Source organism: Microbacterium sp., from assembly GCF_051860965.1.
GTDB lineage: Bacteria > Actinomycetota > Actinomycetes > Actinomycetales > Microbacteriaceae > Microbacterium.
This window is the reverse complement of the sequence record NZ_JBIMKU010000012.1, coordinates 38,947-64,929: the sequence shown is the minus strand read 5'-3', so window position 1 is coordinate 64,929 and position 25,983 is coordinate 38,947. Positions and strand designations below refer to the sequence as shown.

The 25,983-nt window shown below is 69.1% G+C and carries 26 protein-coding genes and 3 tRNA genes; 18 read left to right on the top strand and 11 right to left on the bottom strand.

Annotated elements, in window-relative coordinates:
- Positions 1 to 83 precede the first annotated feature (83 nt).
- The 5 genes from ACTIFV_RS18430 to ACTIFV_RS18410 form a co-directional block, all read right to left on the bottom strand.
- Positions 84 to 971, bottom strand: a complete 888-nt coding sequence (locus ACTIFV_RS18430; protein WP_439594259.1) for a hypothetical protein — start codon at positions 969 to 971, stop codon at positions 84 to 86.
- 1 nt (position 972) lies between these two features.
- A complete protein-coding gene (locus ACTIFV_RS18425) occupies positions 973 to 2,085 on the bottom strand; it encodes a Gfo/Idh/MocA family protein (RefSeq protein ID WP_439594258.1) in 1,113 nt (370 codons plus the stop codon).
- Positions 2,082 to 3,236: a DUF1972 domain-containing protein gene (locus ACTIFV_RS18420; RefSeq protein WP_439594257.1), complete on the bottom strand. Its 1,155-nt coding sequence runs from the start codon at positions 3,234 to 3,236 to the stop codon at positions 2,082 to 2,084. Before ACTIFV_RS18420 ends, ACTIFV_RS18425 begins: the two co-directional genes overlap by 4 nt.
- Positions 3,237 to 3,327: 91 nt before the next feature.
- A complete protein-coding gene (locus tag ACTIFV_RS18415; protein ID WP_439594256.1) occupies positions 3,328 to 4,926 on the bottom strand; it encodes a sugar transferase in 1,599 nt (532 codons plus the stop codon).
- Positions 4,927 to 5,163: 237 nt separating this feature from the next.
- The gene (locus ACTIFV_RS18410; protein ID WP_439594255.1) at positions 5,164 to 6,318 is read right to left on the bottom strand and encodes a polysaccharide deacetylase family protein; all 1,155 of its coding nucleotides are present in this window, start codon (positions 6,316 to 6,318) and stop codon (positions 5,164 to 5,166) included.
- A 142-nt stretch (positions 6,319 to 6,460) separates the two neighbouring features.
- Here ACTIFV_RS18410 and ACTIFV_RS18405 point away from each other — a divergent pair, with 142 nt between their 5' ends.
- Positions 6,461 to 6,973 (top strand): glycine cleavage system protein R, encoded by a 513-nt coding sequence (locus ACTIFV_RS18405; RefSeq protein WP_439594254.1) that lies wholly within the window; start codon positions 6,461 to 6,463, stop codon positions 6,971 to 6,973.
- Between the two features lie 122 nt (positions 6,974 to 7,095).
- Here the strand turns inward: ACTIFV_RS18405 and ACTIFV_RS18400 are convergent.
- The 3 genes from ACTIFV_RS18400 to ACTIFV_RS18390 all read right to left on the bottom strand — a co-directional run bounded on the left by ACTIFV_RS18400 (position 7,096) and on the right by ACTIFV_RS18390 (position 7,414).
- Positions 7,096 to 7,168: transfer RNA gene (locus ACTIFV_RS18400), tRNA-Phe, on the bottom strand.
- A 71-nt stretch (positions 7,169 to 7,239) separates the two neighbouring features.
- Positions 7,240 to 7,313: transfer RNA gene (locus tag ACTIFV_RS18395), tRNA-Asp, on the bottom strand.
- A 28-nt stretch (positions 7,314 to 7,341) separates the two neighbouring features.
- Positions 7,342 to 7,414, bottom strand: a tRNA-Glu gene (locus ACTIFV_RS18390).
- A 212-nt stretch (positions 7,415 to 7,626) separates the two neighbouring features.
- On the opposite strand from ACTIFV_RS18390, the gene ACTIFV_RS18385 reads away from it, so the two are divergent.
- On the top strand, positions 7,627 to 8,955 hold the full coding sequence (locus tag ACTIFV_RS18385) for a M23 family metallopeptidase (protein ID WP_439594253.1): 1,329 nt from the start codon (positions 7,627 to 7,629) through the stop codon (positions 8,953 to 8,955).
- 68 nt (positions 8,956 to 9,023) lie between these two features.
- Here the strand turns inward: ACTIFV_RS18385 and ACTIFV_RS18380 are convergent, their stop codons facing one another.
- On the bottom strand, positions 9,024 to 9,557 hold the full coding sequence (locus ACTIFV_RS18380; protein WP_439594252.1) for an inorganic diphosphatase: 534 nt from the start codon (positions 9,555 to 9,557) through the stop codon (positions 9,024 to 9,026).
- A 114-nt stretch (positions 9,558 to 9,671) separates the two neighbouring features.
- Between ACTIFV_RS18380 and tilS the strand changes: the two genes are divergently transcribed.
- The 12 genes from tilS (at position 9,672) to lysS (ending at position 21,100) form a co-directional block, all read left to right on the top strand.
- Positions 9,672 to 10,730 carry a tRNA lysidine(34) synthetase TilS gene (gene tilS, locus ACTIFV_RS18375; RefSeq protein WP_439594251.1) on the top strand — a complete coding sequence of 353 codons (1,059 nt, stop codon included), beginning with the start codon at positions 9,672 to 9,674 and terminating at the stop codon, positions 10,728 to 10,730.
- Positions 10,731 to 10,739: 9 nt separating this feature from the next.
- The gene (hpt, locus tag ACTIFV_RS18370; RefSeq protein WP_439594250.1) at positions 10,740 to 11,291 is read left to right on the top strand and encodes a hypoxanthine phosphoribosyltransferase; all 552 of its coding nucleotides are present in this window, start codon (positions 10,740 to 10,742) and stop codon (positions 11,289 to 11,291) included.
- Positions 11,292 to 11,424: 133 nt separating this feature from the next.
- On the top strand, positions 11,425 to 13,431 hold the full coding sequence (ftsH, locus tag ACTIFV_RS18365; RefSeq protein WP_439594249.1) for an ATP-dependent zinc metalloprotease FtsH: 2,007 nt from the start codon (positions 11,425 to 11,427) through the stop codon (positions 13,429 to 13,431).
- A gap of 9 nt (positions 13,432 to 13,440) precedes the next feature.
- A complete protein-coding gene (gene folE, locus ACTIFV_RS18360) occupies positions 13,441 to 14,031 on the top strand; it encodes a GTP cyclohydrolase I (RefSeq protein ID WP_439594248.1) in 591 nt (196 codons plus the stop codon).
- A 55-nt stretch (positions 14,032 to 14,086) separates the two neighbouring features.
- Entirely contained in the window at positions 14,087 to 14,899 is an 813-nt protein-coding gene (gene folP, locus ACTIFV_RS18355; protein WP_439594247.1) for a dihydropteroate synthase, read from the top strand.
- The gene (gene folB, locus ACTIFV_RS18350; protein ID WP_439594246.1) at positions 14,887 to 15,285 is read left to right on the top strand and encodes a dihydroneopterin aldolase; all 399 of its coding nucleotides are present in this window, start codon (positions 14,887 to 14,889) and stop codon (positions 15,283 to 15,285) included. Before folP ends, folB begins: the two co-directional genes overlap by 13 nt.
- Entirely contained in the window at positions 15,282 to 15,818 is a 537-nt protein-coding gene (gene folK, locus ACTIFV_RS18345; RefSeq protein WP_439594265.1) for a 2-amino-4-hydroxy-6-hydroxymethyldihydropteridine diphosphokinase, read from the top strand. Before folB ends, folK begins: the two co-directional genes overlap by 4 nt.
- Positions 15,815 to 16,306, top strand: coding sequence for a DUF3180 domain-containing protein (locus ACTIFV_RS18340; protein ID WP_439594245.1), 492 nt, complete (start codon positions 15,815 to 15,817; stop codon positions 16,304 to 16,306). The genes folK and ACTIFV_RS18340 overlap by 4 nt, the downstream gene beginning before the upstream one ends.
- Positions 16,254 to 16,955 carry a PH domain-containing protein gene (locus ACTIFV_RS18335; protein ID WP_439594244.1) on the top strand — a complete coding sequence of 234 codons (702 nt, stop codon included), beginning with the start codon at positions 16,254 to 16,256 and terminating at the stop codon, positions 16,953 to 16,955. Before ACTIFV_RS18340 ends, ACTIFV_RS18335 begins: the two co-directional genes overlap by 53 nt.
- Positions 16,952 to 18,787, top strand: coding sequence for a PH domain-containing protein (locus ACTIFV_RS18330; RefSeq protein WP_439594243.1), 1,836 nt, complete (start codon positions 16,952 to 16,954; stop codon positions 18,785 to 18,787). Before ACTIFV_RS18335 ends, ACTIFV_RS18330 begins: the two co-directional genes overlap by 4 nt.
- Positions 18,777 to 19,487: a DUF2520 domain-containing protein gene (locus tag ACTIFV_RS18325; protein WP_439594242.1), complete on the top strand. Its 711-nt coding sequence runs from the start codon at positions 18,777 to 18,779 to the stop codon at positions 19,485 to 19,487. Before ACTIFV_RS18330 ends, ACTIFV_RS18325 begins: the two co-directional genes overlap by 11 nt.
- Positions 19,488 to 19,585: 98 nt before the next feature.
- Entirely contained in the window at positions 19,586 to 21,100 is a 1,515-nt protein-coding gene (gene lysS, locus ACTIFV_RS18320) for a lysine--tRNA ligase (RefSeq protein WP_439594241.1), read from the top strand.
- A gap of 5 nt (positions 21,101 to 21,105) precedes the next feature.
- On the opposite strand, the gene ACTIFV_RS18315 is transcribed toward lysS, so the two are convergent.
- A complete protein-coding gene (locus tag ACTIFV_RS18315; RefSeq protein ID WP_439594240.1) occupies positions 21,106 to 22,236 on the bottom strand; it encodes a DUF4192 family protein in 1,131 nt (376 codons plus the stop codon).
- 140 nt (positions 22,237 to 22,376) lie between these two features.
- Between ACTIFV_RS18315 and ACTIFV_RS18310 the strand changes: the two genes are divergently transcribed.
- The 4 genes from ACTIFV_RS18310 (at position 22,377) to ACTIFV_RS18295 (ending at position 25,705) form a co-directional block, all read left to right on the top strand.
- Positions 22,377 to 22,598 carry a hypothetical protein gene (locus ACTIFV_RS18310; protein WP_439594239.1) on the top strand — a complete coding sequence of 74 codons (222 nt, stop codon included), beginning with the start codon at positions 22,377 to 22,379 and terminating at the stop codon, positions 22,596 to 22,598.
- Positions 22,599 to 22,656: 58 nt separating this feature from the next.
- Positions 22,657 to 24,123, top strand: coding sequence for a cardiolipin synthase (gene cls / locus ACTIFV_RS18305; RefSeq protein WP_439594238.1), 1,467 nt, complete (start codon positions 22,657 to 22,659; stop codon positions 24,121 to 24,123).
- A gap of 113 nt (positions 24,124 to 24,236) precedes the next feature.
- The gene (locus ACTIFV_RS18300; protein WP_439594237.1) at positions 24,237 to 24,950 is read left to right on the top strand and encodes a hypothetical protein; all 714 of its coding nucleotides are present in this window, start codon (positions 24,237 to 24,239) and stop codon (positions 24,948 to 24,950) included.
- 11 nt (positions 24,951 to 24,961) lie between these two features.
- The gene (locus ACTIFV_RS18295; protein ID WP_439594236.1) at positions 24,962 to 25,705 is read left to right on the top strand and encodes a hypothetical protein; all 744 of its coding nucleotides are present in this window, start codon (positions 24,962 to 24,964) and stop codon (positions 25,703 to 25,705) included.
- Between the two features lie 8 nt (positions 25,706 to 25,713).
- Here ACTIFV_RS18295 and ACTIFV_RS18290 read toward each other — a convergent pair whose 3' ends face one another.
- Positions 25,714 to 25,944 (bottom strand): helix-turn-helix domain-containing protein, encoded by a 231-nt coding sequence (locus tag ACTIFV_RS18290; RefSeq protein WP_439594235.1) that lies wholly within the window; start codon positions 25,942 to 25,944, stop codon positions 25,714 to 25,716.
- Positions 25,945 to 25,983 lie beyond the last annotated feature (39 nt).

The following is a 25,983-nucleotide window of genomic DNA, read 5'->3' as shown; positions in this document are numbered from 1 at the left end:
CGATGTGAGGGTGGTACCCACATCGTCCCGGAGGTCTTCGCTCACCTCACGTGATCACAACGTGTCGGGGAAGAACATCTAGCTCACGACGTCGGCCAGTATTCGTCCACCAGGCTGACGGTCGACGCGATGTTCGCGCGGCTGGATGCGCCGAAGACGATGGACTCGAGGTTCGGCAGCTGGCAGACCCACTCGATCGCTTCGCGTGGTGCGATCGCACCGCTCGCGAACACCGACATCGCGACGGCACGGAACGGACGTTTCTGCATCGCGTCGAGGTAACCGTCGACGCCACCCGACATGCGGAACCCGATCTTGTTGATGTTCGAGCACACGATCGGATTCTCGACGCCGGCGCGGTCGAGATCGTCGAGGAGCCGTGGGAGATTCATGGTGATGAAGCCGGGCTCGGCGTTGTAGCGCTTGCGCACGTGGTCCGCGAAGATCCGGAAGGCGTCGGTGAAGCCGAGGCCCGAGAGGAGATCGACGACGACGTTCTGCATCCAGATCACCGGAGTGGAGAGCCCCGCGAACATCTTGAGCTCGGCGTCGATGAGGAGCGTCGAGACGCCCTCGATGTCCTTCCGGGCGAGGGATGACGTTCCCCGCGCGATGCTGTCGAGCAGGCCCTCCTCGGGGAGGAACTTGCGGATCGCGCCGAGGAATCCGTCATCCGTGATCGCGTTCGCATACTTGTGCGCGTACGGCATGCAGGGGAAGAACTTCATGTCGGGATAGCGCGCGGGATCGGCCCGCACGGTGTCCGTGACCTCGGCGATCCGGTCGTGCGTCGTGCACATGAAGGTCGTCACACCTTCGTCGTAGGCGGCATCGAGCACCTGCATGATGGCGCCGACGTCCTGGAAGCGCATCTGCTGCGCCCGCGCCTTCTCCTCGGACATGTGGTTCACGCCGAAGAACTGGTTGTCGCCGAAGAGCAGTCGGTCCATCTTCGCGGTCGTGGTCGTCATGTCAGTTCCTTCCGCGCAGCGCCTGCAGGGCGGCGCCGATCCGGCTCTTCTTGGCGGGAGCGGTCGCGCCCGGTCCCTCGGCGACAGCGAGGCGGCCGTCCTCGCGCGCTGCGTCTTCCGCGATCAGCGAGATGACCCGATCCGTCGCTGCGGCGGATGCGAAGTCGTTCTCGCCGTGGATCTGGCCGGAGATGACACGCTGGACGAACTCGTCGAGCTGGGCGCTGTACTCCTCGCCACGGAGGTAGAACCAGGGGGCCTCGGTGAGCTCGGTCGTGTACCGGACGTTCCAGCCGACCTGATAGCCCTCGGGGATCGGCGCTGTGTCGCGCAGATAGACCTGGATCTCCTGACGGTCGGCGTAGATGCGGCCGTGAGCGCCCCAGAGGGTGATCTTCGTCGACATCTTGCGCTGGGACTCGTCAGACCAGTTCGAGATGATCTGCGCGGTTCCCCCCGGGTAGTGGAGTGTGCTCGCGACCGCGTCGTCGATCTGCGCCGAGAAGATGCTCGTCAGCTGGCTGCCGCTCACGGACTCGGGAGCCCCGAGGTACCACGTGAGCAGGTTGAGGGGATGCGCCGCGTAGTCGTACAGGCATCCTCCGCCCGTCGCTCGCTGGCTGCGCCACGACTTGCCCGACGGCTTGAGGACGACGGGGCCGTATGCCTCGGCCAGGGCGGTGTTGACCGGACCGATCGCGCCGAGTTCGAGAAGGCGGTGCACCTCCCGGAACGCGCCGACGAAGCGGTTGTGATAGCCGACCTGCGTCACGAGTCCGCGCTGCTCGGCCAGTTCGGTCAGCGCGACGCTGTCCGCCGGTTCGATGACGAGAGGCTTCTCGCAGAACACGTTGATGCCCCGCTCGAGGGCTTCGCGGATCATGCCCGCGTGGAGGTGGGTCGGCGTGGCGATGATGATCGCCTGCGGCTTCGCCTCATCGAGCATCTTGCCGAGGTCTTTGTAGGTCTTGACACCCGTGTACTTCGCGAGGATGTCGAGCAGATAGCCCGTCGCGTCGCACACCCCGACCAGATTGACCTCGGGGTGCGCCTTGATCATCGACAGATGGGAGAGCCCCATCTTGCCGAGTCCGACCACAGCTACGTCGATCATGCGCCAACCCCCACGTTCGTCTTCTTCGTCTTCTTCGTTCGGCGGGCGAGCGCGGTGCGCAGGCTCGCCTCGTACTCGCTGCCGATCTTCTGCCAGGTGAACTCCGCACGGAAACGCGCGCGGCTGGCGTCGCCCATGCGGCGGCGGCGCTCCGGATCGGCGAGCAGCGCCCCCAGGAGGGGCTCGAGATCGGCCGATCCGCGGAAGTAGGCGTTGCCGGGCCCTGCGACCCACGTGTTGTAGGCGTTGTCCTGGGCGACGATCGCATTGCCCGCCGCCATCGCTTCGACGAGCGAGGGATTCGTGCCGCCCACGGTGTGGCCGTGCAGGTAGAGCGCGGCATGGAAGCGGAGCGCCTGCAGCCGCTCGGCGTCGAAGATCGCGCCGGGGAAGAGGACTTCGTCGGATGCGGCCGTCATCACGGCGGCCTGGTACGGGTCATCCTGGCTGTAGGGTCCGACGACGACGAGAGGCATCCCGCGTCGCGCAGCCGACCACGCCGTGACGATCTCGAGGACGGAGTTCTCGGGGATGGGGCGGCACACCACGATGCCGTATTCGCCGGCGGTGAGGGCGAACTCGCCCAACGGGTCCTCCGGTGCCGACGTCACCTCGTGGGCGCCGTACGTGATGGTCTGCACACGGCGCCGGCCGAAGTGGCGACGCAGGTAGGTGGCGATCACGGGATGGTCGGCGATCAGCACGTCGCCGACCCAACCCGCGAGGCGCTCGTTCGCCAGCAGGATGCCCTGCTTGACGACTCCCCAGCGCTTGCGCGTCCACTCCATGCCGTCCATGTTGATGACGTTCGGGATGCCGCGCAGCCGCGGCATCACGTCGAAGACGCCCGTGTTGTAGCCGAAGGTGAGCCAGACATCCCCGTCGCGGTGGGCGGCGGTCGCGTGCCGGATGGAAGTCAGATCGAATGCGGATGTGCCCTTCCAGCCGGGCCGGGCCTCGCGGATCTTGACCCGCTGCAGGCCGTTCCACTCATCGACCTCGACGGGGCCCTCGCCCTCCAGCTGGCAGTAGACGATGACGTTCCAGCCCTGGTCGCGCAGGTACAGTCCCACGTTCTCGGCCGCGGTCTCGAAGCCGCCGTAAGCGGCGGGCACGCCGTGGGTGCCGAGGATCCGGACGGTTGATGCCACGTGTCGAGGTCGCCTTTCAAGGGTTGCCTGCGGTCGTTGGAGGCCGGAGAAACCCCGTGCGGAGGTGCGCTCGACAGGGTTGGAACGGAAGTCAGTATGCGCCGGAGGGCCGCACCATCACTTTAGCCGTACGCCACATGATGATGATGTCGTCCCATACGGACCAGTTCTCGACGTAGCGGAGGTCGAGCCGGACGCTCTCCTCCCACGAGAGGTCGCTGCGGCCGCCGACCTGCCAGGGACCGGTGATGCCCGGCTTGATGTACAGGCGACGGAAGATCGTGCCGTCGTACGCGGTGACCTCGGAGGGCAGTGGCGGGCGCGGGCCGACGACGCTCATGTCGCCGAGCAGGACGTTCCAGAACTGGGGCAGCTCGTCGAGCGAGTAGCGGCGGATGAACTTGCCGACGCGTGTGATGCGGGGGTCGTCCTTCATCTTGAACAGCAGGCCGGAGCCCTCGTTCGCCGCCTGCAGCTCGGCCAGACGCGCCTCGGCGTCCACGGCCATCGACCGGAACTTCCAGACCTTGAAGGTGCGGCCGTCGCGCCCGACGCGATCCTGGCCGAAGAAGACCGGGCCGCGATCGTCGAGTTTGATCGCTACGGCGAGCGCCAGGAAGATCGGCGAGAACGCGAGCAGGGCGAAGAAGGAGGCGGCCACGTCGAGCACGCGCTTGAACACGTGCGTGCCGCCCGTGAAGGTCGGGATCTTGACGTGGATGAGGGGCAGGCCCTCGATGGGGCGCAGCGACATACGCGGGCCCGCGACATCCGCGATGCGGCTGGAGATGACGAGCTCTGCAGCAGTTCCCTCGACCTGCCAGGCGAGGTGCTTGATGTAGTTCGGGTCGCCGTTGGGCTGGCTCGCGACGATGACGGAATCCGCCTCGAGTGCGCTGATGCGCGCGACCCAGCTCGCCCCCCGCATGACGGGATAGCCGTCGGTCTCGAAGGCGATCCCGTCGGACTGATCGTCGAGCAGCGCGACGCCGACGACGAGATATCCGTGGCTGCCGTTCCTTCCCAGCGTGCGCAGGACGTACTCGACATCGTCGCGATCGCCCACGACGATGGCCCGCGACGCATACCGGCCGAACGTGCGCTGGCGGACGAGCCACTTGCGCCAGAACCAGCGGCTCATGAGCAGGAGCACGAGCCCGACCGGCAGGGCGAAGAAGAGCTGGGCCCTGATGCCCTGCCAGAGGAAGAGGACGAAGAGGATCGCGAGGCCGCCGAAGGCCATCGCGGTCGCGTGCACGACGCGGCGATACTCGGTGGCACCGCTGCCGACGACGGCGGCGTCCCGGGTGTTGAAGAGGCCCAGCGTGAGCGTCCACCCCAGCGCTGTCACGAGCGGGATGCGCGCGAGGATCCAGGGGTCTTCATGGAGGAGCGTCGGCGAGATGAGCTGGAGTGAGACGACGGATGCCACGGCGCACGAGATCAGGATGATGATCGTGTCGGTGATGCGCAGCCGCGCGCGGTAGCGCCGCTCCCACTGCTGCCGGTTCTCCATCGCGCGCGATGCGCGCGGCGTCACGAGGGTGTGCGTGCTGACGGCGTCCGCGCGCGCGGCCGGAACCGGCGCGAAGTCGGCAGTCTGCGGTGGTACGAGGGCGGCCGTGGAGGCGCGCACAGCGGACACCGGCGTGAACGTCAAAGCGGACCGCGCGTCATCGACGGCGGTCATCGTGCGTTCTCCCCAGAAAACGCGAAAACACTGCTCGGCATGAATTCCCCAGAAATCACCGAATGGCGGATTGAAATCCGCCGCTTCCCCAGATACGCGCTTTGAAGAGCCCCCCGGCTCCCTGAACGGAAATCCCAACCTCCGTCAGCGCTTGCCTCACTCTACCCGCGGCCATCCGTCCGGGGAAGTCAATACAGCCTTCGTGTTCTGTTAACTTCTTGTTTCCTGAGGTAGCGCTCAGCCGATGAGGTTGACGAGGGCATCCAGTCCCATGCCGTAGTTGATCCGCACGGTCGGCATCGCGAGCTTGTCGGTGCCGATCGTGACGTATCCGGGTTCGATCGTGCGCGCCATCTCGAAGCCGGCCTGCCGCAGGCCCTCCTTCGCGGTGTCGTTGTAATGGCCGAAGGGATACGCCATCACCTGCTTGACTCCGCCCAGCGCGGCTGCCGACGCCTCCATGTCGGCGACGATCTCGGGCACCGTGAGGGTCGTGATGCGGCCCTGGCCGTCAGCCCCGGCGCGATGCATGTCGTGCGTGTGCGAGCGCTGCTGCACGTACTCCGAGGGCGACGGGCCGGTGCCGTCGATCGTGATGCAGAAGGCCGTCGTCAGCACCTTCTTCTCGACGACGATGGGGATGCCCATCTGCAGCCAGCTGATGTCGCAGTCGTCGTCGGTCACGATGACGGAGTGGTTCGGCAGATACAGTCGCCCGTCGATGAAGGCGCTCAGCTCGTCCCAGGTGGGCAGGTAGAAGCCCGTCGACGCGATGTGATCCATGTGCTGCTCGAAGTCGCCGATGTAGGCGTAGTTGCCGCGCAGCCATCCCGACTCGCCCTCGGGCTTCGTCGTGAACTGGTGGTACATGAGGATGGGCACGCGCGTCGCGGCGGCCGCGTTCTCCTCGGGGGTCATCCACGCGCCGTAGAGGGTCGTCTGCTGATCGGTGCACGTCACGGCGTCGGCGCCGTTGACGCGCCCGGGGATCGCATGCGATGTCGCGTCCTCGGGCGTCGCGTACCACCCGGCGAAGACGAGGCCGTCGCCGGACGGGATCGGCAGGTTCGCGTACAGCGAGCCCTGCGTCTCGAGCAGCGGTGCGTCCGTGATGCCGTCGCCGGCGAAGGTGACGGCACAGGCGTTCGGGTCACCGGAATCCGCGAGCAACTGCTCCTGCGGTGAGAGCGGGGTCGCGATGGGCGTCGGCGTGACGGAGGGCGCTGGGGTTCCGGATGCCGCGGCGACGGCACTCAGCGGCAGACGGCCGGCGATCGCCGTCGCCGCGACGGTGCCACCCACGAGAACGACTGCGGTGGCGACGATCGCCACGACGATCGCCCGGCGACCGCGCCGTCGCTGGCTCTCCGACATCGGAACCCCGTTCTTCATGTCATCCACCCTCGGCGACATCGCCCACCGGGCGGCTGTGCACAATGACCAGTTCCGGTGCGGAGGAGGAAACCCCGCCGGAATGATACCGCCGCATGCCTCCGACCACCGGCATCCGTCCACAGTCGCTACGCTGTGGCGCATGACCACCCTCGTGCTGACCCTGGTGGGCGAAGACCGCGCGGGTCTCGTCGCCGAAGTGGCGGACATCGTCGCGAACCACGACGGCAACTGGGAGCGCAGCGAACTCGCCGAGCTGGCGGGTACGTTCGCGGGGGTCGTCGAGGTGTCGGTCGCCTCCGAGCGCGTCGAAGAGCTCCGTGCCGCGCTCGAGGTGCTCGCCGGCCTGCTCACGATCACGGTCCACGAGAGCACCGCCGGCGCGCCCGACGCCGCGGTGCACACGATCGAGCTGCATGTCCTGGGCAACGACCACCCCGGCATCGTCCGCGAGCTGTCGACCGCGCTGCGCGCGCAGGGGGCGAGCATCGATCGCCTCACGTCGACGACGCGCGATGCCGCGATGTCCGGAGGCCGCCTGTTCGAGGCGACGATCGTCGCGCGGGTCGAGGCATCCAGCTCTCCCGCCGCCGTCGTCGCCGAGATCGAGCGGATCGCCGCGGAGATCCAGGTCGATCTCACGCTCAGCGACTGACCGCCAGGAGCGCTGTGCCGGGCGGGCTCGCGCCGGAGTCGGTACGGCCGGGATGCCAGGCCCTGACCGTTCGGCGGGAACGGAAAAGGCCCTCCTCCAGTAGAAGCCTGAAGAAGGGCCAGTGGCTCCGACGGGCGTCGATCCCGTGACCTCACGATTTTCAGTCGTGCGCTCTACCAACTGAGCTACAGAGCCGAGTGGATTCCGAAGAACGTCACTCCTGAGACGAAAGGCCCTTCTCGAAGAAAAGGGCCCGTCGCTCAGAGCGACCCTGACGGGACTTGAACCCGCGACCTCCGCCGTGACAGGGCGGCACGCTAACCAACTGCGCTACAGGGCCATGCGTATTGAATTGTATGCGGAGTGTGTGACCCCAACGGGATTCGAACCCGTGCTACCGCCGTGAAAGGGCGGCGTCCTAGGCCGCTAAACGATGGGGCCGGATGAACCCCGGGCTCATCGCCGTGGCGCTCACGCTTGCCGACGCTCAAGCATACGCAATCCGGCGCGAGTTCGCCAATCGAGGGCGTGGGCGCCTCGACGCGACACCGCTCGGGGTTCACACTGGCAGAGCGCGCCGTCCGCGCGACCCGTTGCGCATGTGAACGATGTTGCTAGTGTGAATGAAGTCGATTCACGACCAGGAGGTTTCGGTGGACCCCCAGCAGGCTCAAGACGAGTGCGACTGCGCGCCCACGGCGCGCGAGCGTCGTCTGCTCTGGCCCGCCATGAATCGCCGGTCGGCGATCGGCCTGGGCGTCCTGGGGATCGCCGTCGTCGGGGGACTCGCCGGCCCCGCGATCGCGCCGGCGTTCGCCGCGACCTACCCGTCCTGGCCCGAAGTGCAGGCGGCCAAGGCGAACGAGGCGGCCAAGGCGGCTCAGGTCACCAAGATCGAGGGCCTCATCAAGGCGCTCACCGATGACGTCGCGGCGAAGAACCTGATCGCCGAGCAGACCGCCGACGCGTACTACGTCGCACAGCAGGCGTACCTCGAGGCGGCGTACCGGGCTGAGCAGCTGCAAGCCGCCGCCGACGCGCAGGCGGCGACGGCGAAGGATGCCGCCGACAAGGCAGGGCGCCTCGCCGCGCAGCTCTATCGCAACGGCGGCGACGACACGTCACTCGAGCTGTTCTTCTCCGACTCCGCCGTCGACGCCGACAACCTGCTCGCGCGCCTGGGCACGATGGACAAGCTCGTCGAGCGCAACAACGACGTCTACACCGATGCCATCACGGCACGGGATGCCGCGCAGGGCCTCACCGACAAAGCAGAGGTGCAGCGCGTCGAGCGCGACCGTCTGCAGAAGATCGCGGAAGACGCCATGGTCGCCGCTCAGAAGGCGGCCGCCGAGGCGCAGGCCGCGCTCGAGACGCAGCAGACCTACCTCGGTCAGCTGCAGGCGCAGCTCGCGGCACTGAAGGACACGACGGCCAAGACTGTCGCCGCCTATCAGGAGGGCGAGCGGATCCGGATCGCACGCGAAGCGGCCGAGCGCGCCGAGGCTGAGCGCAAAGCGCGCGAGGCCGCAGCGGCCGCGGGCGGCGGCGGCGCCGTCGGCGGTGCCGGCTGGGCGCGGCCTTCGGGCGGACGGATCAGCTCGGGCTACGGGCCGCGCACGCCTCAGTGCGGCCAGGGCAAGGGCTGCGCCAGCTCGTGGCATCTCGGCACCGACCTCGCGGCGGGCTGCGGCGCGGGCATCTACGCCGCGGCCTCGGGCACCGTCCGTATGGCCTGGCCGTACAGCGGGTACGGCAACTACATCCGCATCGACCACGGCGGAGGTGTCGGCACCGGTTACGGCCACCTCAGCCGCATCTTCGTGACGAGCGGCCAATGGGTCAACGCCGGACAGCTCATCGGCGCCGAGGGAAACACCGGCAACTCCTACGGCTGCCACCTGCACTTCGAGGTCTATCCGCCGTGGGGCGGGACGACGAACCCCGTGCCCTGGATGGCCGCGCGCGGCGTCTACCTCTGATCGGCACCCGGTGCAACGGCGACGGCCGAGGCATCCATCACGGATACCTCGGCCGTCTTCGCTGAACGTCAGAGGGTGTTCGGCGCGACGCCCTCACCCTGGGTCTTGGTCTGGCCCTCGTGCTCCTTGAAGCGGTCGAACGCTTCACCGACCAGTCGCTCGGCCTCGGCGGCGCTGCCCCACTCGTCGACCTTGACCCACTTGTTGGGCTCGAGGTCCTTGTAGTGCTCGAAGAAGTGCTCGATCTCCTTGCGCGTGAACTCGGGGATGTCGGCGACATCCTGGATGCGCGTCCAGCGCGGGTCCTTGCCGAGCACGGCGACGACCTTGTCGTCTCCGCCGGCCTCGTCGCTCATCTTCAGCACGCCGACGGGGCGCACCGAGGCGAGCACGCCGGGGTGCAGGTCGTAGTCGAGCAGCAGCAGGACATCGAGCGGGTCGCCGTCCTCGCCGAGCGTGTTCTCGAAGAAGCCGTAGTTCGTCGGATAGCCGAACGCGGTGTAGAGGATGCGGTCGAGGAACACGCGGCCTGTGCCGTGGTCGACCTCGTACTTCACGCGGCTGCCGCGCGGGATCTCGATGACGGCGTCGTACGCGCCCATGCTGGTGCTCCTTCGGAAAGACGGTGGGATGCCGCGACAAGCCTAGCCGCCGCGGGTGGCGGGCGAAGGCGCGGAGCCAGGGCCAGGGATCAGCTGCGGCGCTACCGTGGAGGCGTGACCGATCATCGTCCCGGCCTCGATCCCGCTGTCGCCGAAGTGCGGGTCGCCGTGCGCCGCGCGCTCGCCGGGTGCGCGACCGAGTCGACGGTCGTCGTCGCCCTCTCGGGCGGAGCCGATTCGCTCGCGCTCGCGGCGGCGGTCGCGTTCGAGGCACCGAAGCTCGGCCTCACGGCGCGGGCGGTGACGATCGACCACGGTCTGCAGGACGGATCACGGGATGCCGCCGCCTCCGCCGCCGCGAAGGCTGAGGCCCTGGGCCTTCCCGCGCTGGTGGTGAGGGTGCACGTCGGGACCGAGGGCGGGCCCGAAAGCTCTGCACGGAACGCCCGCTACGCCGCGCTGCGGAGTGCGGCTCGGGATGCCGGGGCCGTCGCGATCCTGGTCGGTCACACGCTCGACGACCAGGCCGAGACCGTGCTCCTCGGGCTCGCCCGCGGATCGGGCGCGGCCAGCCTTCAGGGCATGGCCGCCGCGGGGCCCCTGCCCGCGGTGGCTCCGCGCGACGCGGCAGCGGCGTCAGGAGCGCGGGCAGGGGCGGACCTCGACGGCATCCGTCTCCTTCGTCCCCTCCTGGGCGTGCGGCGATCGACGGCCCGCGCGGCCTGCGACGCGGAGGGCCTCGCGCCATGGGACGACCCGCACAATCTCGACCAGCGCTATGCGCGCGTCCGGGTGCGCCGCGCGGTGCTGCCCGTGCTCGAGACGGAGCTCGGTCCGGGGATCGCCGAAGCGCTCGCCCGCACCGCCGAACAGCTCCGGGAGGACGCCGACGCCTTCGACGAGATGATCGCCGAGACGATCGAGGACATCGTCGAGCACGTCGAGGCGGGGATCTCGGTGTCGGTCGGTGCTCTCGCTGCGAATCCGGCGGCGCTGCGGAACCGCGTCATCCGGCACGTCGTCGCGAGCGAGTTCCACGTCTCGCTCACGCGGGATCAGACGCTCGAAGTCGCCCGACTGGTGACGGACTGGTCGGGCCAGGGCCCCATCGATCTGCCGGGATGCCGTGCGCGGCGCAACGGGGGCCTCATCGAGTTCACGGCCCGCATCTAGACTCGGAGCATGCGCGCGGCCGACATCCAGAGCGAACTCACCAATGTCCTGGTCACCGAGGAGCAGATCCTCGCGAAGCTCGAGGAGATCGCGGCACGGGTGGCCGTCGACTACGAGGGCAAGGACCTCCTCCTCGTGGGCGTGCTCAAGGGCGCGGTCATGGTGATGGCCGATTTCGCCCGCGCCCTGCCCACGAGCGCCCCCTTGGACTGGATGGCGGTGTCGTCCTACGGCGCCGGCACCAAGTCGAGCGGCGTGGTGCAGATCCGCAAGGACCTCGACACCGACCTGCACGACAAGCACGTCCTCATCGTCGAGGACATCATCGACTCGGGCCTCACGCTGAGCTGGCTGCTCGAGAACTTCGCGTCGCGCGGCGCGGCATCCATCGAGGTCTTCGCCCTCCTTCGCAAGCCGGACGCCGCGAAGGTCCAGGTCGACTGCAAGTACGTCGGCTTCGACATCCCGAACGAGTTCGTCGTCGGCTACGGACTGGACTACGCCGAGAACTACCGCAATCTGCGCGACGTGGCCGTGCTCGCGCCCCACGTCTACTCCTGACCGGCACGCTGTACGCCGTGGGCGAATGCACAGACTGGCCATAGGGTGCCCGCGATACCCTGATCGCACCGTTTCGCGCGTCTGAGCTCGTGAACGGCTCGTTCGACGAAGGGATGCGGCGTCCGCCGCCACCATGGACTTCAAGAAGATCACGCGCAACCCGCTCGTGTACGTCGTGCTCATCGGCGTGCTGCTCATCGTGGGCTTCATGCTCATCTCGAGCCTGGGGGGCGCGAAGCAGATCTCGACCCAAGAGGGTCTGCAGCTGCTCAAGGGCGACACCGTCACCGAGGTCGTCAACACGAACGGCGACAACCGCGTCGACATGACGCTGTCCAAGGCGTACGAAGGCGCGACCGACGTGCAGTTCTACTACGTCACGGCGCGCGCGGCCGAGGTCGTCGACGCGATCAACACGGCGAACCCGACCGACGGCTTCAACGACGTCGTCCCGAAGGCCTCGTGGTTCGACGGATTCCTCTCGCTCCTGCTGCCGATCCTGCTCCTGGGTCTGCTGTTCTGGTTCCTCATGTCCAGCGCGCAGGGCGGCGGCAGCAAGGTCATGCAGTTCGGCAAGTCCCGGGCCAAGCTCGTGACGAAGGAGATGCCGCAGGTGACCTTCGCCGATGTCGCGGGCTCCGACGAGGCCATCGAGGAGATGCAGGAGATCAAGGACTTCCTGAAGGACCCGACGCGGTTCCAGGCGGTCGGCGCCCGCATCCCGAAGGGCGTGCTGCTGTACGGTCCTCCCGGAACCGGCAAGACGCTCCTCGCGCGCGCCGTCGCGGGCGAGGCCGGCGTGCCCTTCTACTCGATCTCCGGATCGGACTTCGTGGAGATGTTCGTCGGTGTCGGCGCATCCCGCGTGCGCGACCTCTTCAACCAGGCGAAGGAGACCGCACCCGCGATCATCTTCATCGACGAGATCGACGCGGTCGGTCGCCATCGCGGCGCCGGCATGGGCGGCGGCCACGACGAGCGCGAGCAGACGCTCAACCAGATGCTCGTCGAGATGGACGGCTTCGACCCGAAGGCGAACGTCATCGTCATCGCCGCGACGAACCGCCCCGACATCCTCGACCCCGCGCTCCTGCGCCCGGGCCGCTTCGACCGCCAGATCGGCGTCGACGCCCCCGACCTCAAGGGCCGCAAGCAGATCCTCGAGGTGCACGGCCGCGGCAAGCCGCTCGCCGACGGCGTCGACCTCGAGGTCGTCGCGCGCAAGACCCCTGGCTTCACGGGCGCCGACCTGGCGAACGTCCTGAACGAGGCCGCGCTCCTCACGGCCCGCAGCAACGCGCAGCTCATCGACAACCGCGCCCTCGACGAGGCGATCGATCGGGTCATCGCCGGTCCGCAGCGTCGCACGCGCGTCATGAAGGACAAAGAGAAGCTCATCACGGCCTATCACGAGGGCGGACACGCGCTCGCGGCGGCATCCATGAACTTCACCGATCCCGTGACGAAGGTGACGATCCTGCCGCGCGGCAAGGCCCTCGGCTACACCATGGTCCTCCCGCTCGACGACAAGTACTCCGTCACCCGCAACGAGCTCCAGGACCAGCTGGCCTACGCCATGGGCGGTCGCGTCGCCGAGGAGATCGTGTTCCACGACCCGACGACGGGTGCCTCGAACGACATCGAGAAGGCGACGAGCATCGCCCGCAAGATGGTCACCGAGTACGGCATGACGATGGAGGTCGGTCCCATCAAGCTGGGCCAGTCCTCGGGCGAGGTCTTCATGGGCCGTGACATGGGTCACGGCCGCGAGTACTCCGAGCGCGTGGCCGAGCGGGTGGACGCCGAGGTGCGCGCGCTCATCGAGCAGGCGCACAACGAGGCGTACGAGGTCATCAACGCGAACCGCGACGTGCTCGACAAGCTCGCGCTCGAGCTGCTCGAGAAGGAGACCCTCGACCACCTCGAGCTCGAGGAGATCTTCAAGGACGTCAAGCGCCTGCCTCCGCGTCCGCAGTGGCTCTCGAGCGACGGCCGGCCCGTTTCCGAGCGTCCGCCGGTCGAGGTGCCGCAGCGTCGCGAGGAGGCCGGACTCGCCGCGTCCGTCGAAGCGGAGCTCCCCGCCGCCGAGAAGGCGGCCAAGCGTCGTCCGAGCGGTCAGGCACGACCCGCGACCGCGTAGGCTCGGCGCGTGGCCGTCGATCGGGAGCGTGTCGCAGCGCTCGTACGTGAGCTGCTCGAGGCGATCGGGGAGGACCCCGAGCGCCCGGGCCTTCGGCTGACCCCGCAGCGCGTCGCGGACGCGTACGGCGAGTTCTTCGCGGGTGTGGGGACGGATGCCGCGGCCCCCCTCGCCCACACCATCTCGATCACGCGGGGCCCTGCGCCCGACACGCTTCCCTCGGGTGCGGTGATGCTGCGTGACATCCGCTTCCGCTCGGTGTGCGAGCACCACCTGCTGCCGTTCCGCGGCCACGCGCACATCGCCTATCTGCCGGGCGAGCAGGTGGTGGGCCTCGGCGCTCTGCCGAAGGTCGTCGACATCCTGGCGTCGCGTCCGCAGGTGCAGGAGCGCCTCGGCGAGCAGATCGCCGACACCATCGCGGGCTCGCTCGACGCGCGTGGCGTGCTCGTCGTGCTCGAGGCATCCCATGAATGCGTCACGATGCGCGGGGAGCGCCAGACGGGTGCCTCGACCGTGACCATCGCGGCGCGCGGCGAGTTCGTCGACCCGGTCGCGCGCGCCGAGCTCATGGTGCTCCTGGGGACACCCCGCTCATGAGGGTCGAGCACCGCCGGCCGGACGCGGAGCGTCTGAGACGAGACGCGACCCGCGCATGACGCTCATCATGGGGATCGTCAACGTCACGCCCGATTCGTTCAGCGACGGCGGGCGGTACCTCGCGACGGACGCCGCGATCGCGCACGGCCTGCGCATGGTCGCCGAGGGCGCGCACTTCGTCGACGTCGGCGGCGAATCGACCCGACCGGGAGCCGCGCGCGTGCCGTGGGAGATCGAGCGCGACCGGGTCGTGCCCGTCGTCGCGGCGCTCGCCGAGGCGGGCGCCACCGTCAGCATCGACACCATGAACGCCGCGACGGCGCGCGCCGCGGTCGACGCGGGTGCGCGCCTCGTCAACGACGTCTCGGGCGGTCTCGCCGATCCCGACATGCTCGAGACGGTCGCCGGCACCGACGCCGAGATCGCGCTCGGGCACTGGCGCGGGCCGTCTTCGGACATGTACGCACGCGCGGAGTACGGCGACGTCGTCGCCGACGTGCTCGCGGAGTTGTCGGAGCGGGTGGATGCTGCGGCCACGGCCGGCATCCCCCCTCACCGGGTCGTCGTCGACCCCGGGATCGGGTTCGGCAAACAGCCCACGCAGAACTGGGCGGTGCTCCGCCAGCTGCCGCGGATCGTCGCAGCGGGCCACCGCGTGCTGCTCGGCACGAGCCGTAAGGGATTCCTCGCGCAGGCGCTCGGCGGCGGCGACGTCCCGAACGAGCGACGCGATCTCGCGACCGCGGTCACGAGCGCGCTCGCCGCGCAGTCGGGAGTATGGGCGGTGCGCGTGCACGACGTCGCGGCGACGCGGGACGCCCTCGTGGTCGCGCAGCACTGGGAAGGGGTGGATCGATGGACTTCGTAGATGAGATCACTCTCAAGGGCGTGCGCGCCTTCGGGAGGCACGGGGTGTACGACGACGAGAAGCGCGACGGCCAGTACTTCTTCGTCGACGCGACGCTGTACGTCAGTACGAAGCGAGCGGCCGAGACCGACGACGTCGTGGACACCGTCCACTACGGCGAGGTCGCCGAGCAGATCGTCTCGATCGTCGAGGGCACGTCGGTGAATCTGATCGAGGCGCTCGCGGCGCGGATCGCCGATGCGCTGCTCGAGCGAGAGCTCGTGCGCATGGTGGCGGTGACGGTGCACAAGCCCAAGGCGCCGATCACCGTGCCGTTCAAGGATGTCTCCGTGACGATCCGTCGCGGCAAGCCCGAGGAGCCGCCCGCGTGGATGACCGCACCGTGAGCCGTCGACTGGCACAGGGGCTCGGCGATCCGGCGGCGCCCGCCGCATCCAGCCCTCCCGTTCGCGCCGTGGTCGCGCTCGGCGCGAACCTGGGCGACCGGGCGGCGACCCTCGCCGAGGCGGTCGAGGAGCTGCGGCGGCTGCCCCTCACCGGCGAGGTCGTCGCGTCACCGCCGGTCGAGACGGTCGCCGAGAAGCCGGAGGGGCGGGATGCCGCGGCCCCGGCCTACCTCAACGCCGTCGCGATCGTCGCGACCCGGCTCGCCCCTTCGGTGCTGCTGGGCTATCTGCACGCGATCGAGGCCCGTCACGGTCGCGAACGTCGCGAGCGGTGGGGCGATCGGACGCTGGACCTCGACCTCATCACGTACGGCGATGTGATGAGCGACGATCCCCTCCTCGCGCTGCCCCACCCGCGCGCCGCGACGCGCGAGTTCGTCCTGCTCCCCTGGCTCGCGATCGACGCGGATGCCGAGATCCCCGGCGCCGGCCGCGTCGAAGACCTGCTCGCGCGGATCCAGGATGCCTCGTGAGACGCACCGGACCCGGGACGCTGATCGCCGCCGCCGTGCTGGGCGCCGTCGCGGGGTTCGTGCTCGATCAGGTGCTCACGAGCTCAGGCCGCCCGACCTTCACTCCGGCGGTGTCGCTGCCGCTCCTGCTCGTGCTCCTCGGCGGTCTCGTGATCGCTCTCGCGATCCCGATCCGGCGCGCGACGCGCGGGCGCGGCGCCACGATCGTGAATCCGTTCCGGGCGCTGCGCACGGCGATGCTGGCGAAGGCCTCGAGCATCGTGGGCGCCGCCCTCGGCGGGTTCGGCATCGGGCTGCTCGTCTTCCTGCTGACCCGGCCGGCCGAGCCGTCGCTAGGCTCGTTGGGAGCCGTCATCGCGACGGCCGTGTGCGGCGCCGCGCTCGTTGCGGCGGGCCTCGTGGCCGAACATCTGTGCACCATCCGGAAGGACGACGATGACCAGCAGCCCGGAGGCGACGACCCCGGACTCGAGTTCCACAGCCACTGACGGCGCCCTCACGGCGCCGGCCGCGGCCGCGCCTGCGGAGACGGTGACGCCCGCGCCCGGCGCGGAGACGGTGGCGCCGGCTCCGGCCGGAGTGGGGAACGGCACCGCCCCCCGTGACGCGGTGCTCGATGCCGGCACCTTCGCACGCGTGCGCGAACCTCGCGGCGCGGCCCGGCTTCCGCTCGGCGACGGCACGTGGCACCAGCTCGCGAAGCAGTACGTCTGGGTGCAGCTCATCGCGAACGGGATCGTCCTGCTGATCGTCCTCGCCGCGACGCTCTTCGCGACCCTCTTCCTCGGATGGACGTGGGCGTGGTTCGTCGGAGGAGTGATGCTCGCCTTCATGCTGTGGGGCATCCTGATCACTCCGCGGCAGGCGCGGTCGTACGGATACCAGCTGCGCACCGATGACCTCGTCTTCCGTCGCGGCATCCTGTGGCAGCGCGTCGTCGCCGTGCCGTACGGCCGCATGCAGCTCGTCGACATCACTCACGGGCCGCTCGACCGCGGATTCGGCATCGCGCAGCTCAAGCTCGTGACCGCCGCGGCATCCACCGGTGTCACGATCCCCGGACTCCCGCAGGAGGCCGCCGAGCGCCTGCGCGACACGCTGATCGAGGTCGCCGAGACCCGCCGGACCGGCCTGTGAGCTCCGACCCCTCCGTGCCGGCGGCCTCGGATGCCGCGCCGCACCGGCCGTCTGCACCGTCGACAGCGGACGCGGTGACACCGGGCGACCCGTCCGCGGGGTCGGCCATCCCGGCGCCGTCGGCCCCCGCGCCGCCGCGGGCGCTCGTGCGCTCCCCTCTCAGCGATGGCGAGTGGCACCGGATGCACCCGCTGACCCCGCTGTTCCGCGGGGGATTCGCCCTCGTCGTCGTGGCCGGCATCATCATCGCGAACTTCCGCGACCGGCTGATCTACCTGTTCCTCCCGGACGAACTCGACGGCGAGCTGCCCGAGGATCCCGTCGACTTCGTCATCGACAACAACCTCATCCTCGTCGCCCTGCTCGCTGTGCTGGGCGTCGTGGTCGTGCTCATCGCGCTGTTCTACGTGTCGTGGCGGTTCCACACCTTCCGGATCACGGGCGATGACGTCGAGGTGCGCAGCGGGGTGCTCTTCCGCACGCATCGTCGAGCCCCGCTCGACCGCGTGCAGGGGGTCAACCTCACCCGCCCGATGGTCGCTCGGCTCGTCGGGCTCGCGAAGCTCGAGGTCGTCGGTGCCGGCCTGGACTCGAACGTCAAGCTGGAGTATCTCTCGACCGCGAGCGCCGAAGCCGTGCGCGCCGACATCCTGCGCCTCGCGTCGGGCGTGCGACTGGGTGAGGCGGGGACGGATGCCGCGCCTGCCGGCGGATCGCGGGTCTCGGCGGCCGCATCCATCGTGACCGCCGGCATCTCGGGCATCATCGACGGCGCCGAAGAACCCGTCGCCGAACCGGAATCGGTCGTGCACATCCCCGTCGGTCGACTGATCGCGTCGCACCTGCTGAGCGGATCGACGATCGGCCTGCTGGTGGCCATCGTCGCGATCATCGTCGGATCGATCGTGGGAACGCCCTGGATCCTCTTCGGCATGGTGCCCGCCGTCATCGGTTTCGGCGCGTACTGGGTGCGCAGCATCACGAAGTCCCTCCGGTACTCGATCGCTCCGACGCCCAGCGGGGTGCGCATCACGTTCGGGCTCTTCACAACGGTCACCGAGACCGTTCCGCCGGGGCGCGTGCACGCCGTCCAGATCTCGCAGTCGATCCTGTGGCGCGGTTTCGGGTGGTGGACGATCACCGTCAACCGGCTGTCGGGACGCGGGATGGCGGACACGTCCACGGATCAGTTCACGACAGTCCTGCCCGTCGGCACGCGCGCCGATGTGGAGCGCGTTCTGCGCCTCGTGCTTCCGCATCTGCCCGAGTCCGAATGGCCTCTCGTCTTCGAGCACGGCGTCTTGGGGCCGGTGGCTGACGACCCGTACACCAACACGCCGCGCCGCGCGCGGCTGCTGCGTCCCCTCTCGTGGCGGCGCAACGGTTTCGACCTCACGCCCGACGCGCTGCTGCTGCGAAGGGGACTCATCTGGCGTCGCCTCGCGGTGTTCCCGCTCGCGCGGCTCCAGAGCATCCAGATCGCGCAGGGCCCCGTCGACCGCGCGCTCGGGGTCGCGAACCTGCACGCGCACACGATCACCGGGCCGGTGTCGGGGACCCTCGGAATCGTCGATCGGGATGCCGCGCTCCGCGTCTTCGAGGCGACCGAAGCGGGTGTCGTCCTCGCCACGGCGGGCGACCGCAGCCACCGCTGGGCGGGCGAGCAATCGGACTCGCCGCGGGACGCCGCCCCTGCAGTGCAAGAGAGCCCGGCCGCGACGACCGAGGATCTCGGGGCGCCCGATGGCTCGGTGTCGCCGCCCGTCGACCCGGCACGGTCCGTCGCCGCGGAGTCGAGCGCACCCGATCCGGACGTGCGCCGTGACGCGTGACGGTCGCCTCGGCGTCGGGGTGATCGGAGCGGGGCGGGTGGGCCCCGTCGTCGCACTCGCGCTCGCCGGGGCGGGCCATGCGGTCGTCGGCATCACCCACGGGTCGGACGACGAGCGGGTCGAAGGGATGCTCCCCGGCGTTCCGCTGCTCGATCCGCTGGAGGTCGTGCGCCGCAGCGAGCTCGTGGTGATCGCCGTGCCCCACGACCAGCTCGGCCCACTCGTCGCCGGTCTCGCCGACGTCGGCGCCTGGCAGGTGGGGCAGCTGGTGCTGCACACGGATCCCGCCGAGGGAACCGGCATCCTGTCTCCCGCCGCAGGCAAGGGGGCGATCCCCTTGGCCGTGCACCCGGCGATCGCGTTCACCGGCACGTCGATCGATCTGCGTCGCCTCGCGGACTCGTACGCGGCGGTCACGGCGCCCGCTCCCGTCCTGCCGATCGCGCAGGCGCTCGCCGTCGAGATGGGCTGCGAGCCCGTCGTGGTCGCGGAAGCGGATCGGGCGTCGTACGCCGAGGCGATCGCGACGGCCACGACGTTCTCGCGTTCCATCGTCGCGCAGGCGAGAGAGCTGCTGTCGGGCGTCGGCGTCGAGAACCCCGGCGCGTATCTGTCGGCGCTCGTGCACGCGACGATCGACGATGCCCTCGTCGCCCCCCTGCCTCCGATCGACGGGGATCGCGCCGCGGGCGACTCCTGACCCGTCGGGATCGGCCGGCCGGCGGGCGGAGTCCTGCCCCCGCAGTCGTCCAGGTCCGCGCCGATAGACTTGGCGGCGACTTTGCAAGGAGCCCCGTCATGACCGAACAGCCCGATTCGCCCGAGCCCACCGAAGAGGACATCTTCGAGCAGAAGGCCGTGCGTCTCGCCAAGCGCGAGCGGCTCATCGCGGAGCGCAAGGATGCCGCGGGCGGCGCGTACCCCGTGAGCCTTCCGATCACCGACACGATCCCGGCGCTGCGCGAGCGCTTCGGCGATCTCGAGGCCGGGGCCGAGACCGGCGTCACGGCCGCGATCGCGGGCCGCGTCGTGTTCAGCCGCAATACGGGCAAGCTCTGCTTCGCGACGCTCCAGGCGGGCGACGGCAGCCGCATCCAGGCGATGGTCTCGCTCGCCGGTGTCGGCGAGGAGTCCCTGCAGTCGTGGAAGGAGCTCGTCGACCTCGGCGACCACGTCTTCGTCTCGGGCGAGGTCATCTCGAGCCGTCGCGGCGAACTCTCGGTCATGGTCTCGGAGTGGAGCATCGCCTCGAAGGCGCTCCTGCCGCTGCCGAACATGTACACGGACCTCAGCGAGGAGAGCCGCGTGCGCTCGCGCTTCCTCGATCTCATCGTGCGCGATCAGGCGCGTCACACCGTTCGCGCGCGCGCGAAGGTCAACACGAGCATCCGCAACACCCTCGACGGCCACGGCTTCGTCGAGGTCGAGACGCCGATCCTCCAGGTCCAGCCCGGCGGTGCGAGTGCCCGTCCGTTCGTGACGAAGTCCAACGCCTTCGACACCGAGCTCTATCTGCGCATCGCGACCGAGCTGTTCCTCAAGCGCGCCGTCGTCGGCGGCATCGAGCGCGTGTACGAGATCAATCGCGACTTCCGCAACGAGGGCGCAGACTCCACCCACAGCCCCGAGTTCGCGATGCTCGAGGCCTACCAGACGTACTCCGACTACAACGGCATCGCCGATCTGACGCAGGAGCTCATCCAGAACGCCGCGATCGCAGTCGCCGGCTCGACGACGGTCACGTGGGCCGACGGAACGCAGTTCGACCTGGGCGGCGACTGGGACCGCGTATCGATGTACGGCTCGCTCTCCGAAGCCTCGGGTCAGACGATCACCCCCGAGACATCGGTCGCCGATCTCGCCGCGCTCGGCGCGAAGGCGGGCGTCGAGGCGCCGCCGCACGCGACCCACGGCAAGTGGGTCGAGGAGCTGTGGGAGCACTTCGTCCTCGACTCCTTCACCAAGCCGACGTTCGTGATGGACTTCCCCGTCGACACCAGCCCGCTCGTGCGCGAGCATCGCTCGATCCCGGGTGTCGTCGAGAAGTGGGATCTCTACGTGCGCGGCTTCGAGCTCGCGACCGGCTACTCGGAGCTCGTCGACCCCGTCATCCAGCGCGAGCGGTTCGTCGAGCAGGCGAAGCTCGCGGCGCGCGGCGACGCCGAGGCGATGACCATCGATGAGGAGTTCCTGCGCGCGATGGAACACGGCATGCCCCCCATGGGCGGCATGGGCATGGGGATCGACCGTCTTCTGATGGCGATCACGGGCCTCGGCATCCGCGAGACGATCCTCTTCCCGCTCGTCAAGTAGAGCCCTCACGCGGGGCTGCGCCGGAAGGCCCAGTCGGGCAGGTGACCTGCCTGCGTGAAGGCCAGCACGATCTCAGCGAGGCCGTACGCCGGAACCGCGTCGACCGCCAGGCGCGCATACGAAGCGGCGAGCGTCGAGCGGCCGAGTGCCCACGACATCCACGCTGCGGTCGCGAGTGCGCCCGCACGGGCCTCGCCCGTCGTGAGCGACGCGACCCGCGTCACCGTCGTGATGGCGGCACGCAGACGATCCGGGTCGGGTCGCTCGCCTTCGCCCCACATGTGGAGCGCGAGATGCGACGGATACTCCTCGCCGCCCTGCGAGCGCAGCTGCGCATCCAGCACATCGTCTCCTGCGTCGAATCCGAGACACCACTGCGAGAGGGCGACATCGCGCAGCATCGGACGCGCGAAGCACCAGGCGAGCAGCGCGGAATCGTAGGGGCGGAAGGATCCGTCATCGTCGCGGAGCGCCTCTTCGAAGAACATCGGAAGATCGTCGAGCGCGGTCGCCGCTGCAAGTGCCTGCGGATCGACGCGCGCGACCGCGGCTTCGGAAGCCGCCCGGCCGAAGCCCGACTCCGGCAGTCCGCCGCAGAGCACGCGGATGGCGGCATCGAGTGAGGTCAGGGCGGTCGCGAGCGTCGAGACATCGGCCGGGTCGACGGCCGGCAGCGCGGCGACCAGGGGGTGGTCGTCGATCTCCTCGTCCGGATCTCCGAGCTCGGCGAGTGACCATCCGGCCTGAGGGCAGGCGGAATCGAGATAGGAGCCCCAGGCATCCGGCGCGACGCAGAGTGCGTCGTGGAGCCGGATGCCGCAGGCATCGGAGCACCGTTCGATCGCGGCGATCAGATCGCGATGCGGCAGCCCGTCATCCCGGTGCGGCGCGAAAGGCTCGTCCGTGTAGACGACCCACGCGACGGCCGAGGCGTCCGGGATGCGGCATACGAGGCCGAGGCAGGTCGCAGCAGCGGCCTCGACATCGCTCTGTGGAAGGTCGAACCGCATGGCGCCGAGGCTGCGCGTGCCCGCGAACGGGATCGCGACGAGGCTGCGTGCGGGTCGGAAGCCGAGCATGCGAGGGACGAGGGTGAGGAAGTCGGCCGGGTTGTCCGCCTTGATGATGGTGGTCATGCCGAGAGCCTGGTCCGCGCGGAACGGCGGAGAAGTCGGCTCGGGCGACACGCCGGAATCCGGGCGTGCGGCCGGCGCCGGGGAGGAGAGGACGCCGACCGGAGAGGGCCTGCTCCGAAACCCCGCGTATCCTGTTAGGCATGGACAGCTATTGGGCCGCGGTGCTGTGGTCGCTCCTCCCCACGGTCGTGGTGAGCGCGCTGTTCTTCTGGGTGCTCCGCAGCGTCATCCGCGCCGACCGCAACGAGCGCCGGCAGTACGCGCGCATCGAAGCGGAGGAGCGCGCGAGGCTCGGGCTTCCTCCACAGCCAGCCGCCATCGCGGCGCAGGACGAGGCATCCACTCCCGCGACCGGTCGCTGATCCACTCGCGCACTACGCTGGGGCTCACGTCTTCGACGCGGGGGAAAGGCATCGGCGAGTGATCAGCATCACGTTCGACTGGACATGGTGGGTCTTCGTCGTCTTCATCGTGGATCTCGTGATCCGCGTCGCCGCCGTGATCATCGTGCCGCGCAACCGTCGCCCCACGGCGGCGATGGCCTGGCTGCTGGCCATCTACTTCATCCCGTTCATCGGCGTGCTGCTGTTCCTGTTGATCGGCAACCCGCGCCTGCCGCGCAAGCGCCGGCGCATGCAGGAGCAGATCAACACCTACATCCACGACACAAGCGAGCATCTCGACTTCGGCACGCTGCGGCCGCACGCGCCCGAGTGGTTCACGTCTCTCGTCACGCTCAACCGCAATCTCGGTGCCATGCCGCTCGCCGGCGACAACGCGGCGCATCTCATCTCGGACTATCAGCAGAGTCTCGACGCGATGGCGGAGGAGATCCGCAAGGCCGAGCGATACGTGCACGTCGAGTTCTACATCCTGCAGACGGATGCCGCGACCGACAATCTGTTCCGTGCGCTGGAAGAGGTCGCGGCGCGCGGCGTGACGGTCCGGGTGCTGCTGGATCACTGGGCCAACCGCGGCAAGCCCTTCTTCAAGAAGACGCTCAAGCGTCTCGACGCGATGGGCGCCCAGTGGCACCTCATGCTCCCTGTCCAGCCCCTCAAGGGCAAGTACCAGCGGCCGGATCTCCGCAACCACCGCAAGCTGCTCGTCGTCGATGGCTCGGCGGCGTTCATGGGTTCGCAGAACGTCACCGATTCGACGTACAACCTGAAGAAGAACATCAAGCGCGGACTGCACTGGGTGGATCTCATGGTGCGCGTCGAGGGGCCGATCGTGGCATCCATCAACGCTGTCTTCCTCTCGGACTGGTACAGCGAGACCGACGAAGTGCTCACCGACGAGATCGACTTGTTCGACGTCTCGTCGGGCCCCGGTGACCTCGATTGCCAGATCATCCCCTCGGGTCCGGGGTTCGAGTTCCAGAACAACCTCAAGCTGTTCGCCGGGCTGCTGTATGCCGCGCAGCGCAAGATCATCGTCGTGAGTCCGTACTTCGTACCCGACGAGGCGCTGCTGCTCGCCATCACGACCGCGTGCCAGCGGGGCCTGCACGTCGAGCTCTTCGTGTCGGAGGAAGGCGACCAGGCCCTCGTCTATCACGCGCAGCGCAGCTACTACGAGGCTCTGCTGCGCGCGGGTGTGAAGATCTGGATGTACCAGAAGCCGTACATCCTCCACTCGAAGTCCATGACGATCGACGACGAAGTGGCGATCATCGGGTCGAGCAACATGGACATGCGCTCCTTCGGTCTCAACATGGAGATCTCGATGCTCGTGCGCGGCGAGGAGTTCATCCGCGAGATGCGGACGGTCGAACAGCAGTACCGCGACCTCAGCCGCGAGCTCACCCTCGACGAGTGGGAGCGGCAGCCGCTGCGCTCGACCGTGCTCGACAACCTCGCGCGTCTCACGTCGGCCTTGCAATAGTCGCGATTTCGTGACGACTTCCCGGTTCACCTGAGACATCCGCGGTGGTTGCGACACCATATGGGTGTGGATGCCGCGGGTCGCGGTGTTCAAGCATGCTCTCAGGGGGTCTCATGAACCGTTCCGTCCCGGTCGCGCTCGGCGCGATCGCTCTCGTCGCACTCCTCGCCGGCTGCGCGACTCCCGCCGGCAGCGCCGGTGCACCGACGCCCACCGACTCCGACACGGGGACCGAGATCGAGGTCGACGCCGCGTGGCTCGACGGTGGCCGCATGATCGGTCTCGTGACCCAGGGCAGCTCCACGTGCATCCCCACGGCCGGCGACGTCACACTCAGCGATGGGTCGCTCGAGGTCGTCCTCGAGGAGCCCGCAGCTGACACGCCCTGCACGAAGGACCTCGTCTCGCGCGTCACGCTCGTCCAGGTACCCGAGGGCGTGGACCCCACGCAGGATCTCGACATCTGGGTCACCGGCGAAGGGACCTACGGCGAGACCGACCTCGAGGGCGTCGCGGACCTCGCCGCCGGCGGCGAGACCGACTACCTGCCGAGCGCGGGATGGACGGACACCGACGGGGAGTTCGTGCTGCTGACGTGGGGATCGTCCACGTGCCTCCCGGTCCTGGAGAACGCCGAGGCCACCGGCGCGGCGGAAGTGACCTTGACGTTCCAGACCCCGCCGGCCGATCAGGTCTGCACGATGGACATGGCCCCGCGAGGTCAGGTCATCGCCGTCGACGGTCCGGAGGAGGACGACGGCGTCTTCGCGATCCTCACGGGCGGGGAGTTCGACAACGTCCGCATCCCGATCGTCGGCTCCAACTGAAAGCCCATGCCATGACGTCCCGATCGCTTCGCTCGTTCGCCTCCCTGGGCTTCGCCGCGCTGATCGTCGCGTCGCTGGCCGCGTGTGCGAGCGGAGCGCCGATGTCCGCAGGCTCGAGCGGCGACGGCGACGGCGGCGGCGGATCCGAAGAGACCATGATCGACGCGGCGTGGATCGATGGCGGACGCATGATCGGTGTCGTGACACAGGGCTCCTCGACCTGCGTGCCCGAGGCCGAGGATGCGACCGTCGAGAGCGACGGCTCGCTCTCGGTCGCCCTGGCCGAGCTCGACCCCGAGACCCCGTGCACGATGGACTACGTACCGCGCGTGACACCCGTCCAGCTGCCGGAGGGCGTGGACCCCTCGAAGGACCTCGCCATCACGGTCACGGGCGCGGGAGTCGACGGGAGCGTCGATCTCGCGGGGATCGATGGTCTCACCGTCGACGGGCCGTCCGAGATGATGCCGAGCGCCGGGTGGACGGACCTCGACGGCACGTTCGTCGTGCTGCTGTGGGGCTCCTCGACCTGCCCGGAGTACATCACGAGCACCGAGGTGACCGGTGACGCCGCGGTGACGGCATCCCTCTCCGGCGTCCCGGCCGACAAGGTGTGCACGGCCGACATGGCGCCGAGCGCCATGCTCGCCTACGCCGACGGCCTGGCCGGTGTGCCGGATGTCGAGCTGACCTTGACGAGCACGTCCGGCGAGGTCGTCATCCCGATCCTCGGAATCAATCAGCCGGCGCTCTGACGCTCCCGTCAGTCGGCACGGACGAGCAGGTCTCCGATCTCGCAGTCCAGTGCCCGGCAGATGGCCGACAGCGTCGAGTAACGGATGGCCCTCGCCCGGTCGTTCTTGAGGATCGACAGGTTCACGACCGAGACGCCGACGAGCTCCGACAGGCGTGTCAGGGTCATCCCCCGCGCCTCGAGGAGCTCGTCCAGTCGGCAATGGACGCCGGTCGGCTCATCGTCGTCCGCGGGCGTCACACGAGCACCGGTTCGACGGCGTCGCGGTCGCGGAGGGCC